This window comes from Streptomyces sp. NPDC050619 (assembly GCF_040654815.1).
GTDB lineage: Bacteria > Actinomycetota > Actinomycetes > Streptomycetales > Streptomycetaceae > Streptomyces.
On sequence record NZ_JBFAIR010000050.1, the window covers coordinates 47,070 to 69,444 of the forward strand.

18 protein-coding genes and 2 pseudogenes are annotated in these 22,375 nt (G+C 69.2%); 11 read left to right on the top strand and 9 right to left on the bottom strand.

Going from position 1 to position 22,375, the window contains the following annotated elements; all coding sequences use genetic code 11:
- The first annotated feature begins 186 nt into the window (after positions 1-186).
- From AB0I77_RS47640 to AB0I77_RS47665, 6 genes are all read left to right on the top strand, one after another.
- Complete coding sequence (locus AB0I77_RS47640) at positions 187-1,719, top strand: GMC family oxidoreductase N-terminal domain-containing protein (RefSeq protein ID WP_363289217.1); 1,533 nt, start codon at positions 187-189, stop codon at positions 1,717-1,719.
- A complete protein-coding gene (locus tag AB0I77_RS47645) occupies positions 1,716-3,152 on the top strand; it encodes an aldehyde dehydrogenase family protein (protein ID WP_363289218.1) in 1,437 nt (478 codons plus the stop codon). The genes AB0I77_RS47640 and AB0I77_RS47645 overlap by 4 nt, the downstream gene beginning before the upstream one ends.
- Positions 3,153-3,219: 67 nt before the next feature.
- Positions 3,220-4,734 carry a carboxylesterase family protein gene (locus AB0I77_RS47650; RefSeq protein ID WP_363289219.1) on the top strand — a complete coding sequence of 505 codons (1,515 nt, stop codon included), beginning with the start codon at positions 3,220-3,222 and terminating at the stop codon, positions 4,732-4,734.
- A gap of 44 nt (positions 4,735-4,778) precedes the next feature.
- Entirely contained in the window at positions 4,779-5,285 is a 507-nt protein-coding gene (locus AB0I77_RS47655) for a hypothetical protein (RefSeq protein ID WP_363289220.1), read from the top strand.
- A 501-nt stretch (positions 5,286-5,786) separates the two neighbouring features.
- Positions 5,787-6,914, top strand: a complete 1,128-nt coding sequence (locus tag AB0I77_RS47660) for an MBL fold metallo-hydrolase (protein WP_363289221.1) — start codon at positions 5,787-5,789, stop codon at positions 6,912-6,914.
- 279 nt (positions 6,915-7,193) lie between these two features.
- Positions 7,194-8,558 (top strand): aminomethyl transferase family protein, encoded by a 1,365-nt coding sequence (locus AB0I77_RS47665; protein WP_363289222.1) that lies wholly within the window; start codon positions 7,194-7,196, stop codon positions 8,556-8,558.
- Between the two features lie 353 nt (positions 8,559-8,911).
- Here AB0I77_RS47665 and AB0I77_RS47670 read toward each other — a convergent pair.
- Positions 8,912-9,190, bottom strand: a pseudogene (locus AB0I77_RS47670) (pyridoxamine 5'-phosphate oxidase family protein); the annotation flags it as partial.
- Between the two features lie 71 nt (positions 9,191-9,261).
- Positions 9,262-9,777 carry an SRPBCC domain-containing protein gene (locus tag AB0I77_RS47675; RefSeq protein WP_363289223.1) on the bottom strand — a complete coding sequence of 172 codons (516 nt, stop codon included), beginning with the start codon at positions 9,775-9,777 and terminating at the stop codon, positions 9,262-9,264.
- 389 nt (positions 9,778-10,166) lie between these two features.
- Here AB0I77_RS47675 and AB0I77_RS47680 point away from each other — a divergent pair.
- Positions 10,167-10,559: pseudogene (locus AB0I77_RS47680) on the top strand (LysR family transcriptional regulator); the annotation flags it as partial.
- Positions 10,560-10,668: 109 nt separating this feature from the next.
- On the opposite strand, the gene AB0I77_RS47685 reads toward AB0I77_RS47680, so the two are convergent.
- From AB0I77_RS47685 to AB0I77_RS47715, 7 genes are all read right to left on the bottom strand, one after another.
- On the bottom strand, positions 10,669-11,454 hold the full coding sequence (locus AB0I77_RS47685; protein ID WP_363289224.1) for an alpha/beta hydrolase: 786 nt from the start codon (positions 11,452-11,454) through the stop codon (positions 10,669-10,671).
- Positions 11,451-11,675: a hypothetical protein gene (locus tag AB0I77_RS47690; RefSeq protein WP_363289225.1), complete on the bottom strand. Its 225-nt coding sequence runs from the start codon at positions 11,673-11,675 to the stop codon at positions 11,451-11,453. The genes AB0I77_RS47685 and AB0I77_RS47690 overlap by 4 nt, the downstream gene beginning before the upstream one ends.
- Before the next feature lie 88 nt (positions 11,676-11,763).
- A complete protein-coding gene (locus tag AB0I77_RS47695; RefSeq protein WP_363289227.1) occupies positions 11,764-11,958 on the bottom strand; it encodes a hypothetical protein in 195 nt (64 codons plus the stop codon).
- 89 nt (positions 11,959-12,047) lie between these two features.
- The gene (locus AB0I77_RS47700) at positions 12,048-14,969 is read right to left on the bottom strand and encodes a Tat pathway signal sequence domain protein (RefSeq protein WP_363289228.1); all 2,922 of its coding nucleotides are present in this window, start codon (positions 14,967-14,969) and stop codon (positions 12,048-12,050) included.
- 10 nt (positions 14,970-14,979) lie between these two features.
- Positions 14,980-15,861, bottom strand: coding sequence for a carbohydrate ABC transporter permease (locus tag AB0I77_RS47705; protein ID WP_363289229.1), 882 nt, complete (start codon positions 15,859-15,861; stop codon positions 14,980-14,982).
- On the bottom strand, positions 15,858-16,811 hold the full coding sequence (locus AB0I77_RS47710) for a sugar ABC transporter permease (protein WP_363289230.1): 954 nt from the start codon (positions 16,809-16,811) through the stop codon (positions 15,858-15,860). The genes AB0I77_RS47705 and AB0I77_RS47710 overlap by 4 nt, the downstream gene beginning before the upstream one ends.
- A 40-nt stretch (positions 16,812-16,851) precedes the next feature.
- Positions 16,852-18,177 (bottom strand): extracellular solute-binding protein, encoded by a 1,326-nt coding sequence (locus AB0I77_RS47715; RefSeq protein ID WP_363289231.1) that lies wholly within the window; start codon positions 18,175-18,177, stop codon positions 16,852-16,854.
- A gap of 185 nt (positions 18,178-18,362) precedes the next feature.
- Here AB0I77_RS47715 and AB0I77_RS47720 point away from each other — a divergent pair, with 185 nt between their 5' ends.
- The 4 genes from AB0I77_RS47720 to AB0I77_RS47735 form a co-directional block, all read left to right on the top strand.
- Positions 18,363-19,697 carry a nucleotide disphospho-sugar-binding domain-containing protein gene (locus AB0I77_RS47720; RefSeq protein ID WP_363289232.1) on the top strand — a complete coding sequence of 445 codons (1,335 nt, stop codon included), beginning with the start codon at positions 18,363-18,365 and terminating at the stop codon, positions 19,695-19,697.
- Between the two features lie 701 nt (positions 19,698-20,398).
- Positions 20,399-21,310, top strand: coding sequence for an alpha/beta hydrolase (locus AB0I77_RS47725; protein ID WP_363289233.1), 912 nt, complete (start codon positions 20,399-20,401; stop codon positions 21,308-21,310).
- A 43-nt stretch (positions 21,311-21,353) separates the two neighbouring features.
- Positions 21,354-21,953 (top strand): flavodoxin family protein, encoded by a 600-nt coding sequence (locus AB0I77_RS47730; RefSeq protein ID WP_363289234.1) that lies wholly within the window; start codon positions 21,354-21,356, stop codon positions 21,951-21,953.
- Positions 21,954-22,007: 54 nt separating this feature from the next.
- Positions 22,008-22,375 (top strand): nuclear transport factor 2 family protein (locus tag AB0I77_RS47735; RefSeq protein WP_363289235.1); only part of this gene is annotated, 368 nt, incomplete at its 3' end.

A 22,375-nucleotide genomic window follows, 5' to 3' on the forward strand; every position in this document is an offset into this window, starting at 1 on the left:
CTGTGCGCCGGCGCGGTCCGGCCGGTAACCCACAGCAGCTGCCGGGCGACCCATCGGCCTGTAAGGGCAACGCGCCACCGGTCAGGGGGCCGGCCCGACCGCCCTCAGCCGTTCGTGCCCGACTCCACAAGACACCGTGCACCGCCGCGCAAGCCGGTAGCCCTGTCCGTCTGTGACCCTCCCGTCATGCGAGCAACACACACCGTTTACGACCACATCGTGGTGGGCGCCGGGTCCGCGGGCTGTGCGCTCGCGCGCAGACTCGTGGACGCCGGCCGGACCGTCCTGCTGATCGAGGTGGGCGACCGGGACGACAACCCGGCCATCCACGACCCCGGGCGGCTGTGGGAACTGTGGAACTCCCCGCAGGACCACGCGTACACCACCGAACCCCAGCGGCACGCCTCCGGCACCCAGGTGTTCTGGCCGCGCGGCAAGGTCCTCGGCGGCTCCAGCGCCCTCAACGGCATGATCTACGTCCGCGGCAACCGGGCCGACTACGACAGCTGGGCCTACCAGGGCGCTGCGGGCTGGTCGTACGACGAGGTACTGCCGTACTTCAAACGCTCGGAGGACTTCGAGGACGGCGCGTCGCACTACCACGGGGCCGGCGGCCCGCTGCCCGTCAGCCGGAACCACTCCCCCAACCCGGTGACCACCGCCTTCGTCGAGGCCTGCCAGGACTACGGGATCCCGTACAACGACGACTGCAACGGCCAGGACCAGCTCGGCGTGAACCTGCTGCACCGCAACATCCGCGACGGCAAGCGGGTCAGCGCGTGGACCGCCTTCATGGAGCCGGTGCTCGACAGTGCGCTGCTGACAGTGATGACCGGCGCTGCGGTCACGCGCGTCCTGGTGGACGGTGGCCGGGCGCGGGGCGTCGAGCTGCTGCGCGAAGGCCGTACGACGGAGATCCGCTGCGAAGGCGACGTGATCCTGTCCGGCGGCACCATCGGATCGGCCCAGCTGCTCCTGCTCAGCGGTGTCGGACCGGCGGACGAGCTGCGGGCCCTCGGTATCGAGACGGCCGCGGACCTGCCGGGAGTGGGCGCGAACCTGCACGACCACACCCTCGCTCCGGTGGTGTGGGAGTCGGCCCGGCCGGTGCCGCAGGGTACGGCCAACGCACTGGAGGCCCACTACTTCGCCAAGTCCGACCCGGCGCTGGCCGTGCCGGACCTGCAGCCGCTGATGTCCCACCTGCCACTGCCGGTGCCCGACATGAACGTTCCGGAGGAGGGCCACGGCTTCTCGGTCCTCGCCGGGACGATCCGTCCGCTCAGCCGGGGCCGCCTTTGGCTGCGCTCGGCCGACCCCACCCAGGCTCCCGCCCTGGACCCTGCTTACTTCTCCGAGCCGTCGGACCTCGCGGCCATGGTGCGGGCCGTGCAGCAGGTGCGGGAGATCGGCGAGGAGAAGTCGCTGGGCGACTGGCGGGCCCGCGAGGTCGCACCCGGACCGTACGTGCGTACGGACGCGGAGGTCGCCGCGTACATCAAGCGGACCCTCCTCAGCTATCACCACCAGGTGGGCACCTGCCGTATGGGCATCGACCGTATGGCGGTCGTCGATCCATGGCTGCGCGTCCACGGCGTGGCCGGACTGCGCGTCGCGGACGCCTCCGTCATGCCCTCCGTCACCTCCGGCAACACCCACGCACCTGCCGTCATGATCGGCGAGCGCTGCGCCGACCTCATCCTGGGAGCACAGCTGTGACCAATACCCTTCTCATCGGTGGCGAGTGGCAAGCCGCGGCCTCCGGAGCGGAGTTCGAGACCCTGGACCCGGCGACGGGGCAACCCCACGCCCAGGTGTCCCTGGCGGGGACCGCGGACGCCGACGCGGCCGTACGCGCAGCCCGCGCCGCCCTCGAGAACCCGGAATGGGCGGGACTCACCCCGGCCCGGCGCGCCCGGATCCTGTGGCGCATCGGCGACCTCATCGAAGAACACGCCGAGGAACTGGCCGAGTTGGAGACGCGCGACCAAGGCCAGCCGCTCGGCATCTCCATGGCGGTCAGCGTCACCGCGGCTGCCGAGCACTTCCGCTACTACGCCGGCTGGGTCACCAAGATCTACGGCGAGACGGCACCGCTGTCCTTCCCCGGCGTGCTCCAGTACACCAAGCGCGAGCCGGTGGGAGTGTGCGCGCTGATCACCCCGTGGAACTTCCCGCTCATGATCGCGAGTTGGAAGATCGCACCGGCCCTCGCCTGCGGGAACACCGTGATCGTCAAACCCGCGGAGCAGACCCCGATGACCACGGTGCGGCTCGTCGAGTTGTGCCGGGCCGCCGGTGTGCCGGACGGCGCCATCAACCTGCTGACCGGTGGTCCCGAGGCCGGCCGGGCTCTCGTCGAGCACCCCGGCGTGGACAAGGTCTCCTTCACCGGTTCGACCGAGACCGGCAGGGAGATCGTCCGGGCTTCCGCGGGCAACCTCAAGCGTGTCACGCTCGAACTCGGCGGGAAGGCACCGAGCCTCGTACTGCCCGACGCCGACCTGGACGCGGCCGTGGCGGGCTGTCTTCAGGGCGCGCTCCTCAACAGCGGCCAGGTGTGCGCCGCCTACACGAGGTTCCTCGTCCACCGCTCCCTCGCCGACGAGTTCGCCGAGCGCTGTGCCAAGGCCGTCAGCGGGATGCGACTCGGCGCGGGCAGCGCGCCCGACACCGAGCTCGGCCCCCTGGTCACCGGCGAACACCGTGACCACGTCGACGCACTCGTACGCAGCGGGGTCCAGGAAGGCGCCCAGCTGCTCGCCGGCGGGGCCCCCGTCGACGACCTGCCGGGCTTCTTCTACCAGCCGACCGTGTTCACGGGTGTACGGGACGACATGCGCATCGCCCGTGAGGAGATCTTCGGCCCGGTGCTGTCCGTCCTGCCGTACGACGACGAGGACGAGGCCGTCGCCCGCGCCAACGACACCGAGTACGGCCTGGCGGCGGCCGTATGGACCCGCGACGTGGGCGCGGCGCACCGCGTGGCGGGCTCCATCCGCGCGGGCACGGTGTTCATCAACATGCCCAACCCCGTGGACGCCTCCGCCCCCTGGGGCGGGTTCAAGGCGAGCGGCTGGGGCCGGGAGATGGGCAGCGGAGCCATCGACGCGTACACGGAGGTCAAGAGCGTGTGGACCTCGCTCGCCTGAGGTGCCCGCGCCAATGAGGCGCGGCGTCCGGATGAGGGTCTCGTCGTAGAACGCAATGAGGAGTGTCGTGACCACAGAACCGATTCCCGACGTAGCCACCGTCGGGGGCGTCGTGCGCGGCCGCCACGAGGACGGTCTGGCGGTCTTCCGGGGCATCCCGTTCGCCGAACCCCCGGTGGGGAGCTTGCGTTTCACCGCGCCGCGGCCGGTGCGTCGATGGGAGGGCACGCGCGAGACGTTCGCCTTCGGTCCCCCGCCACCGCAGGAGCCGATGAGCCCTGCCATACCCACTTCCCCGCCCGGAGGAGAGGACTGGCTCACCGTCAATGTCTGGACACCGGATCCGGACCCGGCGACGAGGCGCCCGGTGATGGTGTGGATCTACGGCGGGGCCTACAAGTTCGGTTCCGTCGACGACCCCGCCTACGATGCCGGCCGGCTGGCCCGTGACGGGAATCTCGTCGTGGTGACCTTCAACCACCGAGTCGGCATGGAGGGGTTCGCCCGCATCGAGGGGGCGCCGGCGAACCGCGGACTGCTCGACCAGGTCGCGGCCCTGACGTGGGTGCGGGAGAACATCAGCGCCTTCGGCGGCGACCCCGGCCAGGTCACCGTGTTCGGCGAATCAGCCGGCGCCGGGTCCGTCGCCGCGCTGCTGGCGATGCCGAGCGCGCGAGGCCTGTTCCGGCGGGCCATCGCACAGAGCGTGTGCGGCACCTTCTTCTCGGACGAGCTGGCCACCGACGTCGCCGCCGCACTGGCGGGCGAGCTCGGGCTGCGGCCCACGGTGAGCGACCTCTCGGCGGTGGATCCGCACAAACTCCCAGGGGCGGGGGCTGCCCTCGGCGGCCGGATGAGTCAGTACGCGGACCGCTGGGGACCGATCGCGCACACGTCGACGGCCTACTCCCCCGTGGTCGACGGCGAGGTCCTGCCGACCGCACCGTGGCAGGCGCTCGCCGACGGCGCCGCACGCGAGGTGGAGCTGATCATCGGGCACACCCGGGACGAGTGCCGGTTGTTCATGGCACTGGGCGGGCTCCTCGGTCAGGTCGGCGAGGAACAGGCGGCCGCGGCGCTGCATACGTTCGGGCCGGGCGCGGACCCCGGGCACGCCTACCGCACCGCCTTCCCCGATGCTCCGGCGGAGCGCCTCTTCGAACTCGTCCAGTCCGACTGGCTCTTCCGCATGCCCTCACTGCACCTAGCGGAAGCCCAGGTGGCGGGAGGCGGCCGGGCCCACCTCTACGAACTCACCTGGGCCGCACCGGCGAACGGCGGTGCCATGGGCGCCTGCCACTCGCTGGACATCCCGCTCGTGTTCGGTACGTTCGCGGGCCTTGGCCGAGAACTGATCGGCCCCGCGCACCTCGACGAGGCCGATGCCCTTTCCGGTCTGGTCCGCGCCGCCTGGACCTCCTTCGCGACCACCGGCGATCCGGGCTGGCCCGCCTACGACCCCGAGCACCGCCCGACGCGCATCCTCGACACGGAGCCGATGACCACCACCTACCCGGAGGAAGCCTCGCGCCGCCTCTGGCAAGACCACGTGTTCAACGCGCTTCCACTGATCACCTCATAAGCCTGACTGACTCCTCCCTGCCGTGGGGGAGGGTGGCGGCGACCGTGGATGGCCGGGAACCCGCGTGTGTCCAGCTGCCCCCGGCGGCAGCCGATCTCCTCCTCCTCGGGGACCTCACCGGCCGCTATGCCGTCGGTAGTTACAGCAAGCTCGCCTCCGACGGCCGACGCCTGGTCCTGCGTGCGGAGCGCCAGGGCGCTGCCGAGCACGGGCACCGGATCACCGCGGCCATCGCCTGCGATGTGGCCCGTATCGGCGGCACCGTCGACCATCTGAGGCGGCTCCTGCTGCACCCGGAGCATGAGGGCGCCGGGCACGCCCGCAACATCGCACTGCCTTCCGGGCAGTCGCGCGCCCTGGACTACATCCGCCGCGTATGGGCCGGCGCCTCGGAAACGGTCAGCACCACCAGGACGCTGCACTCCCGGCACGACGCCGTACGAGGTTCTCGCCGCGCCGCGCGACACGATCCTCGTCCACCGGCTTGGCGACGTACGTGCGATGCCGCGACGCCGGCCCGGTCCTCCGCCGAGAGCCGGCCTGCCCGATAGTGGCCCAGCCGCACCCGTTCTGGCCGACCAGGCCGTGCAACTCGCCGGGGGCGACCTGAAGACCTCCACGTGCCCTCGTAGATCACGAACACCGCGGACTGCTTCGGATCGCGCGGTTACCCGGTAGTCGAAGATTTCAGACTCGGCGCCGCGATGACGCCGAGCACCTTGGCAACCCGTTCCTCCGCGTGCGCACCGAGTGCCGGGCAGCGTTCACGAACTGCACCGGCAACCGCTGTCCCACCGCAAAGGCCCAGCTCGCGGACCGGTCCCGTTAGTGACGCATTGCGCTGCCCCGCGGGCGGGTCACGTCGAAGGACCCACCGTTCCTTCCGTTCCAACGGCCGTCTCGTTGGCCCAGGCACCAGGGTTACCGTCGCGCCACCTTAGGTTGCACTCCGCAGGCTCCCCCATCGCGCTCAGTCATGAGCAACCTTCCGCTGCATCATCACGTGCGTAGCCGCAGAGGAGCCACCCAGGATGTGCCCAGCCCAAGACGACATGACATCGACCGAGCCCGCGGCCGCAGGGCCTCGACGAGGAGCGGCCGGCGCACCCCGCCGGTCGGTACTGCGAGCCGTGGCGGTCGGCGCCGGAGCCACCACGCCGCTCTTCGCCGGCCTGCCGGCCGCGTCGTACTCCCCCGACTCACCCCTGTCCCTGCACCTGCTCGGGACCAATGGCGGGCCGCCGCCGCTGGCGAATCGCTACGGCATCTCGTCCGCGCTGGTGGTGAACGGCCGGACCTATGTCGTCGACTGCGGCCGGGGCGCCGTGACCCAGTACATGCGGGCCGGGCTGTCGTTGCCGTCGCTCGCGGGCATCTTCCTGACCCATCTCCACGCCGACCACGTGGTCGACTACTACTCGTTCCCGCTGCTGGCCGCGGGTGCCGCCGGCTCCCAGGGGTTCCGTGATCCGGTGGACGTGTACGGCCCCGGTACGGCCGGGATCCCCTCGCTCCTCGCCGGCGCGCCCGGGCCGCTGCCAGGAACCGTCGAGATGACCCGGCTGGCCGGGACGGCCTACGCCGCTTCCCCCACCTTCTTCATGGCCGAACACACCGGGAGCGACCCGGCGTCACTGCTGCGGGTGCATGACGTGCTGCCGCCGTCCTCCGCCGGCGCGTCGGCCACGAACACCGCGCCGACGATGCCGCCCTTCACCGTCATGGAGAACGACGACGTGAAGGTCACCGCCGTCCTGGTACCGCACGGCGCGGTGTTCCCCGCCTACGCCTACCGCTTCGACACCGACCTCGGCAGCGTCGTCTTCTCCGGTGACACCACTCCCACGCCGAACATCATCACGCTCTCCCGGGACGTGGATGTCCTGGTGCACGAAGCCCTCTACCCGGACGGGCTGGCCACGCTCGGTCTCCCTCAAGCCCTGATCGACCACATCCTCGCCACGCACACGGACGTGAGCGATCTGGGCCGGATCGCCGCCGAGGCCGGGGCGCGCACCCTGGTCGCCACCCATCTCAGCCCCGGGCACCCGGACATCGTCCCGGAATCGACCTGGCGTCGGCGGCTGAGCGACAGTGCGCGCCGCGCCGGCTTCGGCGGCTCGATGCTCGTGGGTTCGGACCTCATGCACGTTCCGCTGCCTCGCCGCCGCACCCACTGAGTCACGTTCGCCCAGCTTCGGTGCGGGTGAGACCCCGCGCCAAAATTCAACCGCCACGGGACTCGAAATCGTCGACAGTCACCTGCTACCGTCTCGCGCACACTAAAACGATCTAGCGACGCCTGCCGGAACCCACCCGAACACCGTGAACCCACCGGCCAACCCCGCTTCAGCCCCCCATCAGAGCGACGAAGGACGCATGCGGCGTCGCAGCCATCGCACCGCCCTTCGTGCCGCCATGACCGAGGAGCGGATCGTGCGCAGAACTTGGAGCCGAGAATGAACCTGACCGCTCATCAGCGCAGCACCTACGAGACGACTCTCCGGCTGGGATTCGAGGCGCCGTTCGTCACCGAGCGCCCGCCGTTGTTCAGCCCTGCCGCCGCGGCCCAGGACATCGCCAACACCCACGGATCGCTCAGCCGGTTCGCCCAGATGCTGATCCCCACGGAGTATGCGGGATGGGCGGAGGAGACCACCGCACACGTCGAGTCGTGTTACGTCGGCGACTGGAGCTCCCTGCACAAGGTCGTCGTACGAGGACGCCAGGCACTGGAGTTTCTCAGCCGGCTGGGCATGCGGAACCTCGCACGATTCGACATCGGCCAGATCAAGCACCACGTCCAGCTGGACGAGAACGGCTGGGTGGCTTCCGAAGGTGTCCTGTGCCGGCTCGGTCCGCAGGAGTTCGTCTACACCGCGGGCAGCTGCGACTGGCTGCTCTGGCAGTTCAGCCAGAGCGACTGGGACGCGGAAGCGGTCGACATCAGCCCCGACCGGTTCATCTTCGGCATCCAGGGACCGGCGTCCCCGCACACCGTGGAGAAGCTCACCGGCGAGCCCCTGAGCGACATCGGCTTCAGCCGCAGCAGGATGGCGCAGGTCTGCGGAGTGCCGGTACGCGTGCTCCGTACGGGCATCTCGGGCGAACTCGGCTACGAACTCCACGGACCGGCAGAGCACGCGAACGACATCTGGGCGGCGATCGTGCACAGCGGCCTGCAGTTCGGGATCAGGCAACTGGGCCTGCGCTCGCAGCCCGTGCAGCACATCGAAGCCGGCATCGCCACCAACGGCCTCGACTATCTGCCCGCCGCCATCCTCTCGCCCGGCGCACCCCGCCAGTTCCGCAGGGCCACGCCCACAGGCAGCTTCGTACCCGCGAACGGTGTCACCGACTACTTCCGCAAGCCTGGCGAACTGGGATGGGGATTCCGCACAGGTGTGCCCGAGCGTGACTTTCTCGGGCGCGACGCACTCGTGAAGGACGCCCGCGACGGCGGCCCCGGGCGCATCCTCATGGGTCTGGTCTGGGACAAGCAGGACGTGACCGGGGTACTCACCTCACTCCTGGAGGAAGGCGAAGCGCCCGACCAGATGGAGATCCCTCGCGGGCGCGGTCCCCACTTCGACCAGATCCTCAAGGACTCCACTCCCATAGGAGTGGCCACAGGACGGACGATCAGCGCGAACCTGCGGCAGACCATCTCGCTCTGCGTCATCGAGCAGGCCTCCGCCGCCCCGGGAACCGAGGTGACCGTGCTCTGGGGCCGTCCGGGCACACCCCAGCGCGAGATCAGGGCGACGGTCACCGCGCTGCCCTTCAAGCCCGACCGCCGACGCACGGACGTCACATCACTCTGACGACAGTGGTGGATGCCAGAAAGTGGGTCCGTGCGTCTACAAAGGACCTTCGCCACCTGTGTTCCGTGACGGAATGCAGCCGGCGCAGCCAGAACTGCTGCCGATGCAGAGAGCGGGAGTGGCTGCGGGCGGACGTGAGTGGGCGCCGGGGCTGAGGTCGAGGTCTTCCTGGGCTCACCGCCGGGGCGGCGATCGGCGTCCCCGTCCATGACGCCTGACGCCCCGCCAGCTCCTGCAGCGCGGCCGGCCTCCTGCGTCGACCTTGTGGTCGACCGGATTCAGGCCGCATGCTCCCGCTGCGCCCGCACCTGTCCAATCCCGGTCGGGCGAGGGCAGGTCGGTGAGGCGCGCGGTCACGTGAATGCCTGGTCGCTGTCGCGGTGTGCGCCCCAGCCGTGCCGGCGCTCGATCTCGATGCGGTCGGCGTCGGCGAGGCCCCCGTCGTCGTATTCCTCGACGACCCGGCCGATCAGGGTGACGTGGGTGTACCAGTCGTCGCCGTCGGTGAGAGTGATGCGCGGGTCGCGGCGCAGGTGCTTCAGACGGATCCGGCCCTCGTCCAGGGAGATCAGGGCCCGGCCGCTCTCCCAGACGTACCAGGTGGGGGTGGATACGGGCGCGCCGTCCGAGCGCTCACGGTGAACTTGTCGGTCATGAGGTCAACTTCCTGCGTCGTGCGGTGTGGTGGCCGGTCGGGTGTGAGTTACTTGGAGGCCGCGCTGACGAGGCCGTCGAGCCAGGTCTGGTGGCCGTTGAGCATGGGGTTGGGTCGCTCGTGCGCCAGGGCCGCGGCGGGCTCGCCGATCTGCGTCTCCTGGGTCAGGATGCGCACCCGGCCGCCGGGCAGGTCCTCCACGAGCCAGGCGTGCAGTACGTCGAGCCGCTCCTCGGGCCCGCCGTCCTGCTTGGCGGTCCACGACAAACGGCCCGGGGCGCCCTCCGTCGGGGCCTGGAACTCGACGACCTGGGCGTCCAGGGGCGGGAAGCCGAAGGTGCCGAAGCTGAAGCGGATGCCGTCCGTCAGCTCGGGGCCGCCGCCCTGCGGGAAGGAGATGTCGGCGACGTTGTCGTAGTAGCCCTCCCACTCGGCGGTGTCGACGAGGTACCGCCAGACAGCGGCGGCGCTCGGTCCGGCCGTGATCACCTCGTTGGAGACGAAGTTGTCGCCGGTGCCGGGCAGGTACTTCTCGGGCCAGTTGATCGCGTTCTGCGCGGTCATGGGGTTCCTCCTGGGGTCTTGCGTACGGGGGTTCAGGCGAACTTCTTGAGCAGCTCGGCGGTGAGCGGGCTGCATCGTGACCGCCGGTGCCGCGGATCGCCGCCGGCCGGCATCCCGACGACGCTCACGACGGTAGGTCCGCCTCCCATCGAAGTACCAATAGGGGATCCGATCCCAGCTATCGGCACTCCTATAGGGAAGACGGACACCGCAGCTACCGCGAAGAACCGGACGCCCGACGCGCTCGAAGCCGCTGCCGTAAGCGTGGTGCGCGGCGTCGGCCTCATACGCCTCCCGGTATGACGCGGTGCCGCCGGACCCGGCAAGGGATGCCGACAGGGTGAGTGTTCGTGCACCGCGCACCCCATGTCTCACACGGCCGGAGGGACACGGCTCGCTCCGTCAGCCTGACCGAACCGGGGCTGCGCCACTCCGAGTTCGCCGCCCGCATTCTGGCGGAGGTCGAGGCGGAGGAAGCCCTCATCGGACACCCGCACGACCGGGCGGAGGGGGCACTGAGCGTCGTCTGCCCCAAGTGGATCGGAAGCCTGCACGTCGGGGACGCCGTCGCCGCCTTCGCCGCCGCGCATCGCAAGATCTCCGTACGGTTCGAACTGGGCGGCCTGTCGGAGCGCACCTACGACTTCCCGGACAGCGGCTTCGACGTCGCCCTCCACACCCGTGACCTGCGGGATCCCAGGTCCGCTCGCCTGCAGAAGACCGCCGTCCAAGGTCTCGGAATCGCCCTGCTCCCCCAGCGGTCGGCCTACGAGGACCTGGTATGACGCCCGGGGTCGTCGACGAACTGCATGCCGAACAGGCGAGTTGACGCAGGCGGCTGCCGCAGCGGGCGTCAGCGCTTGTCGACGGAACGGAGCCGGACACGTGTCGTCACACCGTGCCCGCCCACTTCCGGACGAGCTGTTCGGTGCGCTGAGGTTGCTCCTCGTGCAGGTAGTGTCCGACGCCCGGCCAGTGCTCCACCCGGGAGCCGCTCACGTGCAGAGTGGATTTCTCCCAGTCGGCGGCCTCGGACGATGTCCACACCGTCAGCGCCGGGTGGATGCGGCGGCGCAGGTACGCCTCGCTGGACGGGCGGACGCCGACCGCTTCCGGGTCGGTGTACATGCCCGCGTACGCCTGCGCGATGACGTGGTCCGGGGTGCCGAGCATGGTACGGATGTGAGCGGTGCGCAGACCGGGCGGGGCCTGGGCGGAGAAGGCCCTGGCGACGAAGCCGGCCGCCGCCCGCGACCCGTGCTCCTGGTATTCGGCCAACCGGCCCGCAATCCCGTCCACTTCTGCGCCGTGCGCCCCGTGAGCCGGGTCGAGGGCGACGACCGAGCGGACGAGTTCGGGGTGCCGGACGGCGAGCACGTTGACCACCTGGCCGCCCATCGAATGGCCGACGGCCACCGCCGGGCCGCAGTCAAGGGTCTCGACCAGCGCGGCCAGGTCGTCCGCCATCTCCAGCGGTGTGTTGCCCTGCGCCGGCACCTCGGAGCGGCCGTGGCCGCGCAGATCGGGCACGATCACGCGGAAGCGGTCGGCCAGGGACTCGGCGTGGAGCGACCATTCGCGTCCGTCGCCGCCCCAGCCGTGCACCAGCAGCAGGGCGGGGCCGTCGGCGGGCCCCAGGCTCGTGCAGAACAGGCGGATGCGGCCGAGGTCGATCACTCGTGTCCCTCCCGGAACGTGGCGTACGCGAAGTCCGCGTGCGGGCCCTCGTTCGAGGGCGAGGTGGTCAGGTGGTTGGGCGGGGCCTTCCAGCCCTCGGCGTAGGTGTCGACGACGGTGAAGACGAGGTGGCGGAAACCGTCCTCGTACGACAGTCCGGGCGCCCGGATGCCCCGCAGTCCGGCACGCCGGTCGGGTCGAGCAGTCGCCCGCCGTCCCACACTCCTTCCTGCTCGAAGGTCGAGGTGACGCTGGAGAAGTCGTCGCCGTCGGTCCAGGGCGACGTGCCGGCCGCGACCTTGCTGCGCATCAGAAGGGCCCTAGGTCGGTCCGGCTGTGCAGGACGCCGGGGTGGGTCAGCGCGGTCAGGCCGGAGGTGACGGCGGCGGCCTGACCGGCGCCCGCCAGGGCGCCGGTGCCCGCGATTCCGGCCGCGCCGGTGCCGACGGCGGTCAGTTTGAGGAAGCGACGGCGGTCGGGAGGGACGGGCTGCGGCTCGTTCAAGGGAGGGTCCGCTTTCACTCGGCGTTGAGTGGTCGGGAGAGGGCGGGCCGGTGCGGTCCCCCGTACCGCACCGGCCCGGTCATGGAGCGTCAGCCCCGGTACAGCACCAGGCTGCTGCGCGGGCCGAGCTTCGGACGGTTGCCGGCGCCTATGGTCCTGCCGGTGGCCAGGTCGCGGGCGAGACCGAAGTCCTGGCGGGCGGGGAGGGTGAAGACCTTGTCGGCGCTGGTGTTCATGGCGATGAGGTAGTCGCCGTACTCGCAGAGGTAGAAGGGCGCGCGGCCCACCAGCATGGTCTCGACGCCGTCGAAGTGGACGCCGATGGTGGGGTCGGGAATGTCTTCGGGGACGGGGGCGAGGCGGTAGACGTCGCCTTGGAGGGCCTGGTGGAGGGTGTCGCCGGGGGGCGGGAAGCCGCCGGGCGGGATGTGGGCGGCGCCGGGGTCGTTGATGGCGTAGTCCCACAGGACCCAGTCGCGGACGGTGAAGGTGTCGTCGGTGGTGCCCCCGGTGCGCTGGCGGACGGTGGCCGAGCGCTGGTCGGTGGGGGTGAGGTGGTGGATGCGGGCGTAGTTGTTCACGCCCTGCCTGGCCCGCCAGTAGAGCGAGGCGAAGAGCAGCTCTTCGCCGTTCTTGACGGCCACGCAGCCGTTGTCCTCGTCGGTGACGACGAAGTCGGGCCGGTCGAAGCCGGTCGGGATGCGGGACGGGCGGGAGGCCAGGGACTGGAACTCCGGCCAGTCGCGGGAGAGGAAGCGCAGGGCGTTGAGGCCGACGCGGGTCCAGGTGTGGGTGGCCTGGAGGTGGAGCTGCGGGTAGAGCTGGCCGTCGGCGACCATCTCCTGGGTCCAGCCGACGAGGTCGGGGTCCTTGAAGACCGCGGCGGTCATCACGGGGCTGGAGTCCCAGGCGGTGCGGGAGGCGTAGGCGGTCTCACCGGGGTAGACCTCGTTGCGCCAGCCGATGACCGACTCGATACGGGAGATCCGGCAGCCGTCCTTGTCGACGTCGACCACGCGGAACGCGCCGCGCGCCTTGGAGATCTTCACCATCTGCTTCAGCAGTTCCGGCGCCTCCTGGCCGCCGTACCCGCGCGTGACAGACTCGTACATCATCACGAGCCAGTCCAGGACCTCGCCGTAGCTGCCGACGTAGCCGAGTTCGCGGGTCAGGCCGGTCCTCGTCACCTGGTAGTAGCTCTCGCCGAGCGGCTTGGTGGGGTTGCCGTCGGCGTCCTCCGGGCCGAGGTAGGGCTTGCTGCCGATCGACTGGTACAGGTAGTCGCGGGCCTGGTCCTCGGGCAGGGCCAGCTCCGAGGCGAGGAGTCTCAGGCCTCGGTTGGTCTGGTAGAGGCCGATGGCGCAGATCTGGGCCTGGTTGCTGTAGTGCGGAAAGTGCCGGCGCCAGTAGTCCCGGCTGGACTTGAGCAGGTCGATGTACGCGTCCCCGCGCACCGGCGGCACGGGGGTGGTCGTGCCCGCGGGGGCGACGAGGGTGACGTCGTCGAACCAGGCAGTGCCCGGTCCCGACAGGCGCAGGTGCATCTCCATCTGGGTCGCGCCGGCCGGGGTGGCCAGGTCGAGAGACACGTACTGCCAGTCGTGGGTGCCCGTGTTCGCGTACACCTTGTGGTCGCTGCCGACCAGCTTGCCGTTCGCGTCGTAGAACAGCGGGTCGATGTGCGCGCCGAGGCCGGTGACACTGTCCGTCCTGATCCATGCCCCGTAGGTGTAGGTGCCTTGGCCTATACGGGTCCTGGGGGCGGAGTAGGCGTAGCTGTAGCCGCTCGTGCCGGTGGCCTGGAGTCTGAGGGAGGAGGTGCCGGAGCGGGCGACCGTGGTGTCACGGGCCCAGGTTCCGCCGGCTGCCCAGCTGGGCTTCTGCCAGCCGGTGGGGGTGCCGGCGCCCGACTCGAAGCCGGCGTTGGCGATGGCGTACGGCGAGCCGGTCACCTGGCTTTCCAGGCGGTCACCGAGGTGTTCCCAGAGCAGGGCCAGCACCAGGCCGACCCGGCCGAAGCCCTGCCACTGCTGGTCGGAGCCGGTGAGGACGGTGTCGTCCGTCTTCCATGCCAGGTACCGGCCGTCGATCGCCTGGAGCACCCGCTCAACCGCCTGCGGGTCCTGGTAGGCAGGGCTGCCTGACCACAGATAGCCCTCGGCGAGGGACTGCATCGCCCAGCCGTCCATGGCGGCCGGGGTCGCGGTGGTGAGGAGGTTCTGCTGGTCCTTGTGGACCCGCGCCTTGATGGCGTCCAGGATCTCCTCGCCGCCGGTGCGGGCCTTCGGTTCGGGCGCGGGGCCCTGGACCTCGCCCTTGGGCGGTACGAAGGAGGGGGCGGTGTGGGTGTAGAGGCGGTAGATGCCGCGCGAGGGCGCGGTCATGGTCCGGTACAGCCGGCTCGCGTCCTGGCCGTAGGACCAGATGCGGCCCATCGCGCGGATCTCCAGTGTCACCTTGTCCTTGCCGGCGGTCATCTTCTCCGGCAGCGGCAGGGTGTGGAAGAAGAAGCGGCCCGGGGTGCGCGGCGCGGTGTCGAGGATGTCGAGGCTGTCGACGGCGCCCTGGTCCTCGTAGCCGACCTGCTTGCCCTCGCAGAAGAGTTGCAGGCGCCACATGTTCGTGCCGGACGCGGCCTCCTCGGAGGTGTCGTCGTGGTCGTCGCCCCACAGGCGCACGGTGACGTACGTGGTACCGGTCGGGCAGACGGCGACGTCGAACTTCAGCGTGCCGCCCCAGAAGGACGCCGGATCCGAGGGGTTGAGTACCCGGGCCGGCTGGCCGAGGCCGCCGGTGACCGTGTCGGAGAGGGCGGCGGTGAGGCCGTGCGCGACTTCGGAGTCCGCGTCGCCGAAGACGACGACGTCGAGCGGGGCGCTCTCACGCGAGCGGGGCGCGTCCGCCTCGGCCGCGATGGCGGGCGTGGCGGCCGGCAGACCGAGGGCGGCCGCGGCGGCACCGGTCGCCCCGGCGTACTTCAGGACGGCACGCCGTCTTGGTGCGTTGGGCACGGGTGATCCTTTACTTGAGGCTGCCCATGAGGATTCCGCTGCGCCAGTACTTCTGGAGGGCGAACATGAAGACCGCCAGCGGAATGATCGACAGCAGCGACCCGGTGAGGACGAGCGTGTTCATGTCGCGGGAGGTCTGCGCCTGTTGGACCCAGGAGAAGAGCCCCAGGGTCACGGGGAAGCTGCGCTCGCCGTTGAGCATGAACAGGGGGAGGAAGAAGTTGTTCCAGATGTTGACGAAGTCGAGCATGAAGATGGTGATGCCGCCGGTGCGCATCAGCCTGAGCGCGACCGAGAAGAAGATCCGCGTCTCGCTCGCACCGTCGATGCGGGCCGCCTCCATCAGCTCGGTGGGCACCGAGGAGTCGGCGTAGACCTTGCCGAGGTAGACCCCGAAGGGGTTGATGAAGTACGGGATCAGCACCGCCCAGACGGTGTTGGTGAGGTGGATGTCCGCGAAGACGAGGTAGAGAGGGAACGCGAGCAGGGTGCTCGGCAGCAGTGAGGCGCCGACGATGACGCCGAACAGCGCGCCCCGGCCCCTGAAGTCGAACTTCGCCAGGCCGTACCCGGCGGCGAGTGAGAAGAGCGTCGAACCGGCGGCCCCGACGGTGGAGTACAGGACGGAGTTGAGGATCCAGCGGCCGAAGACCCCGTCGTGGTAGTCCCAGATCGCCTGGAAGTTGTCGCCGAGGTGGTTGGAGGAGAACCACAGGCCGAAGGTGGAGTAGAGGTCCGTCTGGTTCTTCGTCGAGGCGACCAGCAGGAACCAGGTCGGCGCCAGCGAGTAGAGCAGGAAGACGACGAGCAGGCCGGTGGTCAGTGCCACCGCGCGGCGGGTGGGGCGCACTCCCCCGCCGGAGGCGGTCGCGGCATTCGGGGCGCTGCTCATGACACCTTCCTGTTCGTGACGCGGTAGAAGACGAAGGCGAGGCTGCCGGTGACGACCGCCAGGACGAGTGACTCGGCGGCGGCGTACTGGTAGTCGCCGGTCTTGAACGCCCGGTCGAAGATCTCCAGCATCGGGGTGAAGTCGGTGCTGATGGACTCCGGCGCCACGTACCGCAGGAACAGCGGCTCGGTGAACAGCTGGAGCCGGCCGATCAGGGAGAACATGCCGGTCAGCACGAGGATGCCGGTGATGTTCGGCACTTTGATCGACCAGGCGATCCGCCACTCCTTCGCCCCGTCGAGCCGGGCGGCCTCGTACAGCTCGCGCGGCAGCGCCTGAAGCGAGGCCGAGATCAGGATCATGTTGAAGCCGATGCCCTGCCAGGTCAGCAGATTGCCCAGCGACAGGTAGGTGTTGAGGCCGCCGAAGAACGTGACGCTCATGCCGGCCCTGTCCGCGATGTCGATGATCGGGCTCGCGGTCGGGCTGTAGAGGAACAGCCAGATCAGGGTCGAGACCACGCCGGGGATGACGTACGGGATGAGCAGTCCGGCGCGGAAGAAGCGGACCGCGCGGGCCGCGATGCCGTCGAGCAGGAGGGCCAGCAGGAGGGAGATGCCCAGCATCACGGTGATCTGCGCGGCTCCGAAGAGGAGGGTGCGCAGCATGCCGGCCCAGAAGGTGCCGTCCGCGAGGATCGCCGCGAAGTTGGCGAAGCCCGCGAAGACGGTCCTCGTCGGGCCGAAGCCGATGCCGCTGCTCTTCTTCTCGTGCAGGCTCTGGTTGAGGGCGTAGCCGATCGGCACGACGTAGGTCAGGAGGAAGCCGATCAGGAAGGGCAGCATGAACAGCAGGCCCTTGTAGGCTCCCCGTCTCCCGGTCCGGCGGGGGGAGGTCCGTCGGACCGGGGAGTCGGTGGCGACCTTCGCCGGTCGCGTGAGAGTGGACAACGATGTCTCCAAGTGGAGTGCGTCCGTGAGAGGTTGACGGTCAGCTCGCGGCGACGGCCTTGACGCCCTTGTTCTTCAGGTCGGCGAGCACCCAGTCCTGAAGGTGTGTCAGCATCTCCTGCACGCTGAGTTCCTTCTTCATGACCTTGCCCCACTGCTTCTGCATCTCGGAGTACATGGCCGCGTAGTCGGGCCCGTACTGCCACTGCTCACCCACCCGGGAGGCCGCGGTGGTGATGATCTGCGCGCTGTCCGACTTCCCGTTGAACATCTCCGTCGGGATGATCTTGTCGACGTACGGGGAGACGTCCCTGACCGCCGGGAAGAGCCCCGACTTCGACGCGGGGTCGGTGAGCGCGGTCAGTGACTTCTTGCTGCTGGACAGCCAGGCCGCGAACTGGGCGGCACGGTCTGGGTACTTGCAGCCCTTGAGTACGGCGGTGACGTCGAAGTTGCTGGAGGTCTGCGGCTCGGCGGTGTCGAAGACCGGCGCGTCGGCCAGCTGCCACTTCCCCTTGGACTTGGGGAAGTTGGTGTCGTAGATCGGCAGCTGCCAGGTGGAGGTGGTCATCGCGATCGTCCTGCCGAGATCCCAGGTCCTGAAGACGCCCGGGTCGGCGTAGGAGGCGTTGGAGGCGAGGTTGTTGTCCACGAGTTGCTGGACGACGTCGCCGGCCTTGAGCGCATCGGGCGAGGTGAAGCCGATCTCCCAGTGGTCACCGGCGATCTTGTACCACTGGGCGCCCGCCTGCCAGGAGAGGTCGACCAGGGTGCTCGGGTCCTCACCCGCCATGTTGTAGATCTTGACGTTCTTGTCCTTCTTCTGCACGGCCTTGCCCGCGGCGATCAGGTCGTCCCAGGTGGTCGGGGCCTTGATGCCGTACTTCTGGAACAGGTCCGCCCGGTAGGCGGTGAACAACGGAGAGGACCCGGTGGGGATGCCGTAGGTGGCGCCGCCGGGGCTGACCGCGTTCCAGGCGGGGACCGTGTAGCGGGACTTGTACGGGGCGGCGACCTTGGTGATGTCGGTGAGCAGCCCGTCGGCGGCGAAGTTCGCCAGGTTCATCCCGTCCATCTTGGACAGACAGGGGGCGTTGCCCGAGGTGATCGCGGCGCGCAGCTTCTGGTAGACGGTGTCGCCGGCCGCGTTGACGTACTTGACCTGGGTCTCGGGGTGTTCCTTGTTCCACACCGCGACCTGCTTCTGGATCCCCTCGGTCCAGCTCCAGAACTCCAACTGCACGTCGCCCTTGGTGGTCTTGGCCTCCGAGTCGGCGCCGTCACCGCCACCGCAGGCGCTCAGGACGAGGGACAGGGAGAGGGCGGCGGCCGCGCCGGCGAAGGCTCTCGTACGGGTGGTGCTCATCGGTCCTCCGGAGATGGACGGACAGCGCCTGCGGCAGGGGAGGGCACAGGCGACTGGCAACAGAAAAGAGGGAAGACGAAGCGTTAGCTGTAGAAACCGCTTACTGGGGAAGGTAAGACCTCGAAGAGCCGATCACAAGAGGCAGACAATCAATTGTTTCGCCAGGCTTGCCCACAGGTAACGCGATGCCTGCGCCTGAGCTGCGGCCCGGTTGCCCGATCCGCCTCGGGCCCGGCGAGCCCGAGTCCGGACACCTCAAAGGCATCGTCGGACTGACAGCCTTCAGTAGCATTGATACGGAATACGGTTACTACAGCTTCTACCTCGCCAGCCGTCTCTCCGGATGCGGGCCCCCTGCCCGCGTCACAGCTGCCTCGCGCCGTGTTCACCATGGGCCCGATGTACCTTCCTGCGCCGTTCCGACCCCGGTTTGGCCGACGACCGTACGCAGGGGTGTCACCGACGTCGGTTACACCGTTGGCGGGGGTGCCTTGTACAACCCTGGCCTGACGGGACCGCTCGCCGAGAAGGTTGTCAAGTTCACACGGACCATCGCGGTGACGTCCACGCGGAAGCAGTGGGTGCCGCTGGCCCAGCTGCTGAACGCCTGCGACGCGGTGGTTCACCACGGTGGCGCGGGCAGCATGATGACGGCGGCCGACGCCGGGATACCCCAGCTGATCGTGCCGCAGGGCGCCGACAACTTCACCAACGCCGCCGCCGCAGAGGCCCAGGGCTTCGCACTGCGAGCCGAGGACGACGCCGTGAACGGCGAGCTGCTCGACGCGCTCCTGAACGACAAAGGGCTGCGCGAGGCGGCCCTCGCCACCCGGGACGAGATCGCCGCCCTGCCGTCGCCGGCGCACGGGTCGCCGACATCGAAGGCCTCATGGCCGCTCCCTGCTGACCCGGAGCCGTTCGCCCCGGCGGACGTACGAGGCGCACCATCAGGCCGAAGTGCGACGCTGACCCCGGCCACTGACCTCGTACGCGATCGCAGGCGGGGCGCGACCGCACCGGCGAAGGGCCGTCCGAGATGCCGGTGCCCAGCGCCGGTGGTCAGGTCGAGGACGCCGAAGAGCGTCCGTCGGCGGCCGACCCCTGATCGGCCTTCGCCCGCTTCCTACGGGATGCGCTGTCGGCCCAGGGCCGGGGTGGTCCGCTCCTCCCCCTGTCAGCGGCCGACTGCCGGCCACGGACGAGGTCGTGGCCGCCGCCGCCCGACTCCGGGCCGCCCTCGACGACCTGGCGGGAGGCGCACACCGGGCAAGGGTGCTGCGCGCCGACCTCCCTGCGCCGCAGGGGGGACGGTCACCGTCAACGAGCAGGCGCCCGCACTCACCGAGGTCGGCGCCGGGCTCGTGATGGCTCCCTGCACCGGGCCGACTTGCTGGACTCGCTCAGGGCGGCTGTGCCCGGTGAGTGGGTTCGCCTGGGCGCACGCTGCACGGCAGTCGACGCACCCAAGGACCTCGTGCTGCTGCGCTTCGCCGATGATCGCGTCCCGCCAAGTGGTGTAGCGGATCAAGTACTCGGAATGCGCAGGTCATTGCGGCATTGACGCGGTTCAGGGCTGCCAACGGCGTTGACGGCAGCCAGGCCGAGGCGGACATCGTCATAGGTGCCGACGGCGTGCACTTTGCCGTCCGCAGCGCGGTGACCGAGCCCTCACCGCCGGCGTATTCCGGTATCTGCGCCTTCCGACGATCGTGCCCGCCCGAGCCGCACCCGACTTCGCCCCGCGTCGCGCACAGACCCTCTGGCTCGGGCCCGGACGGCACTTCGTGCACTATCCGATGGCTGGTGGACAGGCCGTCCATGTCGTCTCCTTCGCCCCGGCCGGGCCGAAGGAGGCGAGTCGTGGACTACGACGGCAAGTATCGCACCGCTCGGTCTGCGCGAGGGGGTAAGGATTCCTCCCCTGGCTAAGCCATTCCCTGGATGGAATTCTCCCCTTTGCGGGTTCCCACGATGGTGGCAGGTTCGACCCGCGGCCGGCAACCGGGACCGGCCCACGGAGAACATTCACCCAAGCAGGCTGTGGTCGCCAACCCCAGGGCAGTAATTGTTTTCCGAACGTCACCGGAATTCTGCACGCCGATCACTGCGGCGGACGCCCTCTGATTCCAGTGCAGAATGTTTGTAAGTTGCATTCACTTCTCGATGTGCGGTCCGAGCCTCCCTACGACGGCGGATCGAGGCCACGAAAGGGGCACGCGCCATGGTCGAAAATGTTTCGTTCAGGAACAAGGAAGTAGAGATTGCGGGACATCTCCATCTGCCAGAAAACTTCAGCAAAGACAAGAAATATCCGGCCCTCGTCGGAATCCATCCGGCCGGTGGCGTAAAGGAACAGACCATCGGCCACTACGCCAAGAGGCTCGCTGAGCACGGATTCGTCACCGTCGTCTACGACTCCTCCTACCAGGGAGCGAGCGGTGGCGAACCCCGCCTCTTGGAAGACCCGACGACCCGGGTGGAAGACGCTCGCAGTGCAGCCGACTTCCTCACCACTCTTCCATTCGTCGACTCCGAGCGGATGGGGGTCTTCGGCATTTGTGCCGGCGGCGGCTACGCGATCAGCGTGGCCCAGACCGAACGTCGCTTCAAGGCAGTGGCTACGGTCAGCGCAGCTCCCATGGGCGAGGGTTCCAGGGGTTTCCTGGGACATATGTCCCCGGTGGCCGAGCAGATCGGAACGCTGGAAATGGTCGCCCAGCAGCGCACGGCGGAAGCAGGGGGAGCAAAACCTCTCTACGCCCCGTTCGTCCCGGAAACGCTGGAGGAGATCGACGAAAACACGCCGGACCTCCTGCGCGAGGGGTACGACTACTACAGGACGCCGCGAGGTCAGCACCCCAATTCGAAGGGCCGTTTCCTGCTGACCAGCATGGACAAGATGTTCGCCTTCTCGGCGTTCGACCAGATCCCGGAACTGCTGACCCAGCCGCTGCTCCTCATCGCGGGGAGCAAGGCGGACACAAAGGTGTTCAGCGACCAGGCCTACGAGCTTTCCAAGGGGCCGAAGGAGTTGTTCGTCATCGACGGTGCAACTCATATCGCGCTGTACGACGTGCCTGAGTACGTGGACCAGGCGGTCCCCAAGATGGTGGAGTTCTTCGCCGTCCTCTAGTGGTTCACAACGCGTACAAAGACTTTCGAGGAGCCCGATCACCATGTCCCATTCGAACCGCACCACGATCGCCATCGCGTTTCATTCGGGCTACGGCCACACAGCTGTCGTCGCCGAAGCCGTGGCGCGTGGCGCGGCGGGAGCCGGGGCTGAGGTCGTCTCGATCTCCGTGGACACCATCACCGACGAGCAGTGGGCGCAGCTGGATGCCGCGGACGCGATCATCTTCGGTGCCGCCACGTACATGGGTACCGCCTCCGCGGCCTTCCACGTGTTCGCCGAGGCGAGCAGCAGGCGCTGGTTCTCCCATGTCTGGGTGGACAAGCTTGCCGCGGGCTTCACCAACTCCGGTGCCAAGAGCGGCGACAAGTCGTCCACCCTGGGCTACTTCGCCACGTTGGCCGCCCAGCACGGCATGCACTGGATCAGCCTGGGTCTGCTGCCGGGCTGGGATTCCACGACGGGCAGTGAGGACGACATCAACCGGCTGGGCTTCTTCATGGGTGTCGGCGCCCAGAGCCCGACCGACGCCGGTCCGGAAGCGGTCCACAAGTCGGACATCGCCACCGCGGAGCACCTGGGTGCGCGCGTCGCGCGCCAGGCCGCGGTCTTCCGCGCCGGGCGGGCCGCTCTCGCCGCCTGATCACCAGGCTTTCTTTCCGTATCCGATCCACCACCCCCCTCAAGGAGCAAACCCATGTCCGACTCCCCGAACCTCGCCCTCATCCGCCGGCTGTATGAGTCCGGAATGGCCCCGGAGGTCACCAGCGAGGTCATGGCCCCCGACCTCGTGTGGGACATCACCCCGGGCTTCCCGAACAGCGGCGTGTACCACGGCTGGGCCAGCGCGGCGAAGGACTTCTTCGGCTGGATGATGTCCCACCACGAGTCCTTCGGCGCGGTGCCCGAGGAGTTCTACGCGGACGACGACAACCACGTCTTCGTGTACGGGCACTACCACGCCGAGACAAAGACCGGGAACAAGGCCGACGTCCGGTTCATCCACCTGTGGACCATCCGCGACGGCAAGGTGGTGAGCATGCGGCAGGCCGCCGACAGCCATGT

Excerpts from the sequence above, each read along its gene's own strand:
- AB0I77_RS47715 (WP_363289231.1), bottom strand. The coding sequence starts at position 18,177 with ATGAGCACCACCCGTACGAGAGCCTTCGCCGGCGCGGCCGCCGCCCTC.
- AB0I77_RS47730 (WP_363289234.1), top strand. The coding sequence starts at position 21,354 with ATGTCCCATTCGAACCGCACCACGATCGCCATCGCGTTTCATTCGGGC.
- AB0I77_RS47675 (WP_363289223.1), bottom strand. The coding sequence starts at position 9,777 with ATGACCGCGCAGAACGCGATCAACTGGCCCGAGAAGTACCTGCCCGGC.
- AB0I77_RS47720 (WP_363289232.1), top strand. The coding sequence starts at position 18,363 with ATGCCTGCGCCTGAGCTGCGGCCCGGTTGCCCGATCCGCCTCGGGCCC.
- AB0I77_RS47725 (WP_363289233.1), top strand. The coding sequence starts at position 20,399 with ATGGTCGAAAATGTTTCGTTCAGGAACAAGGAAGTAGAGATTGCGGGA.
- AB0I77_RS47640 (WP_363289217.1), top strand. The coding sequence starts at position 187 with ATGCGAGCAACACACACCGTTTACGACCACATCGTGGTGGGCGCCGGG.
- AB0I77_RS47660 (WP_363289221.1), top strand. The coding sequence starts at position 5,787 with ATGACATCGACCGAGCCCGCGGCCGCAGGGCCTCGACGAGGAGCGGCC.
- AB0I77_RS47665 (WP_363289222.1), top strand. The coding sequence starts at position 7,194 with ATGAACCTGACCGCTCATCAGCGCAGCACCTACGAGACGACTCTCCGG.
- AB0I77_RS47705 (WP_363289229.1), bottom strand. The coding sequence starts at position 15,861 with ATGAGCAGCGCCCCGAATGCCGCGACCGCCTCCGGCGGGGGAGTGCGC.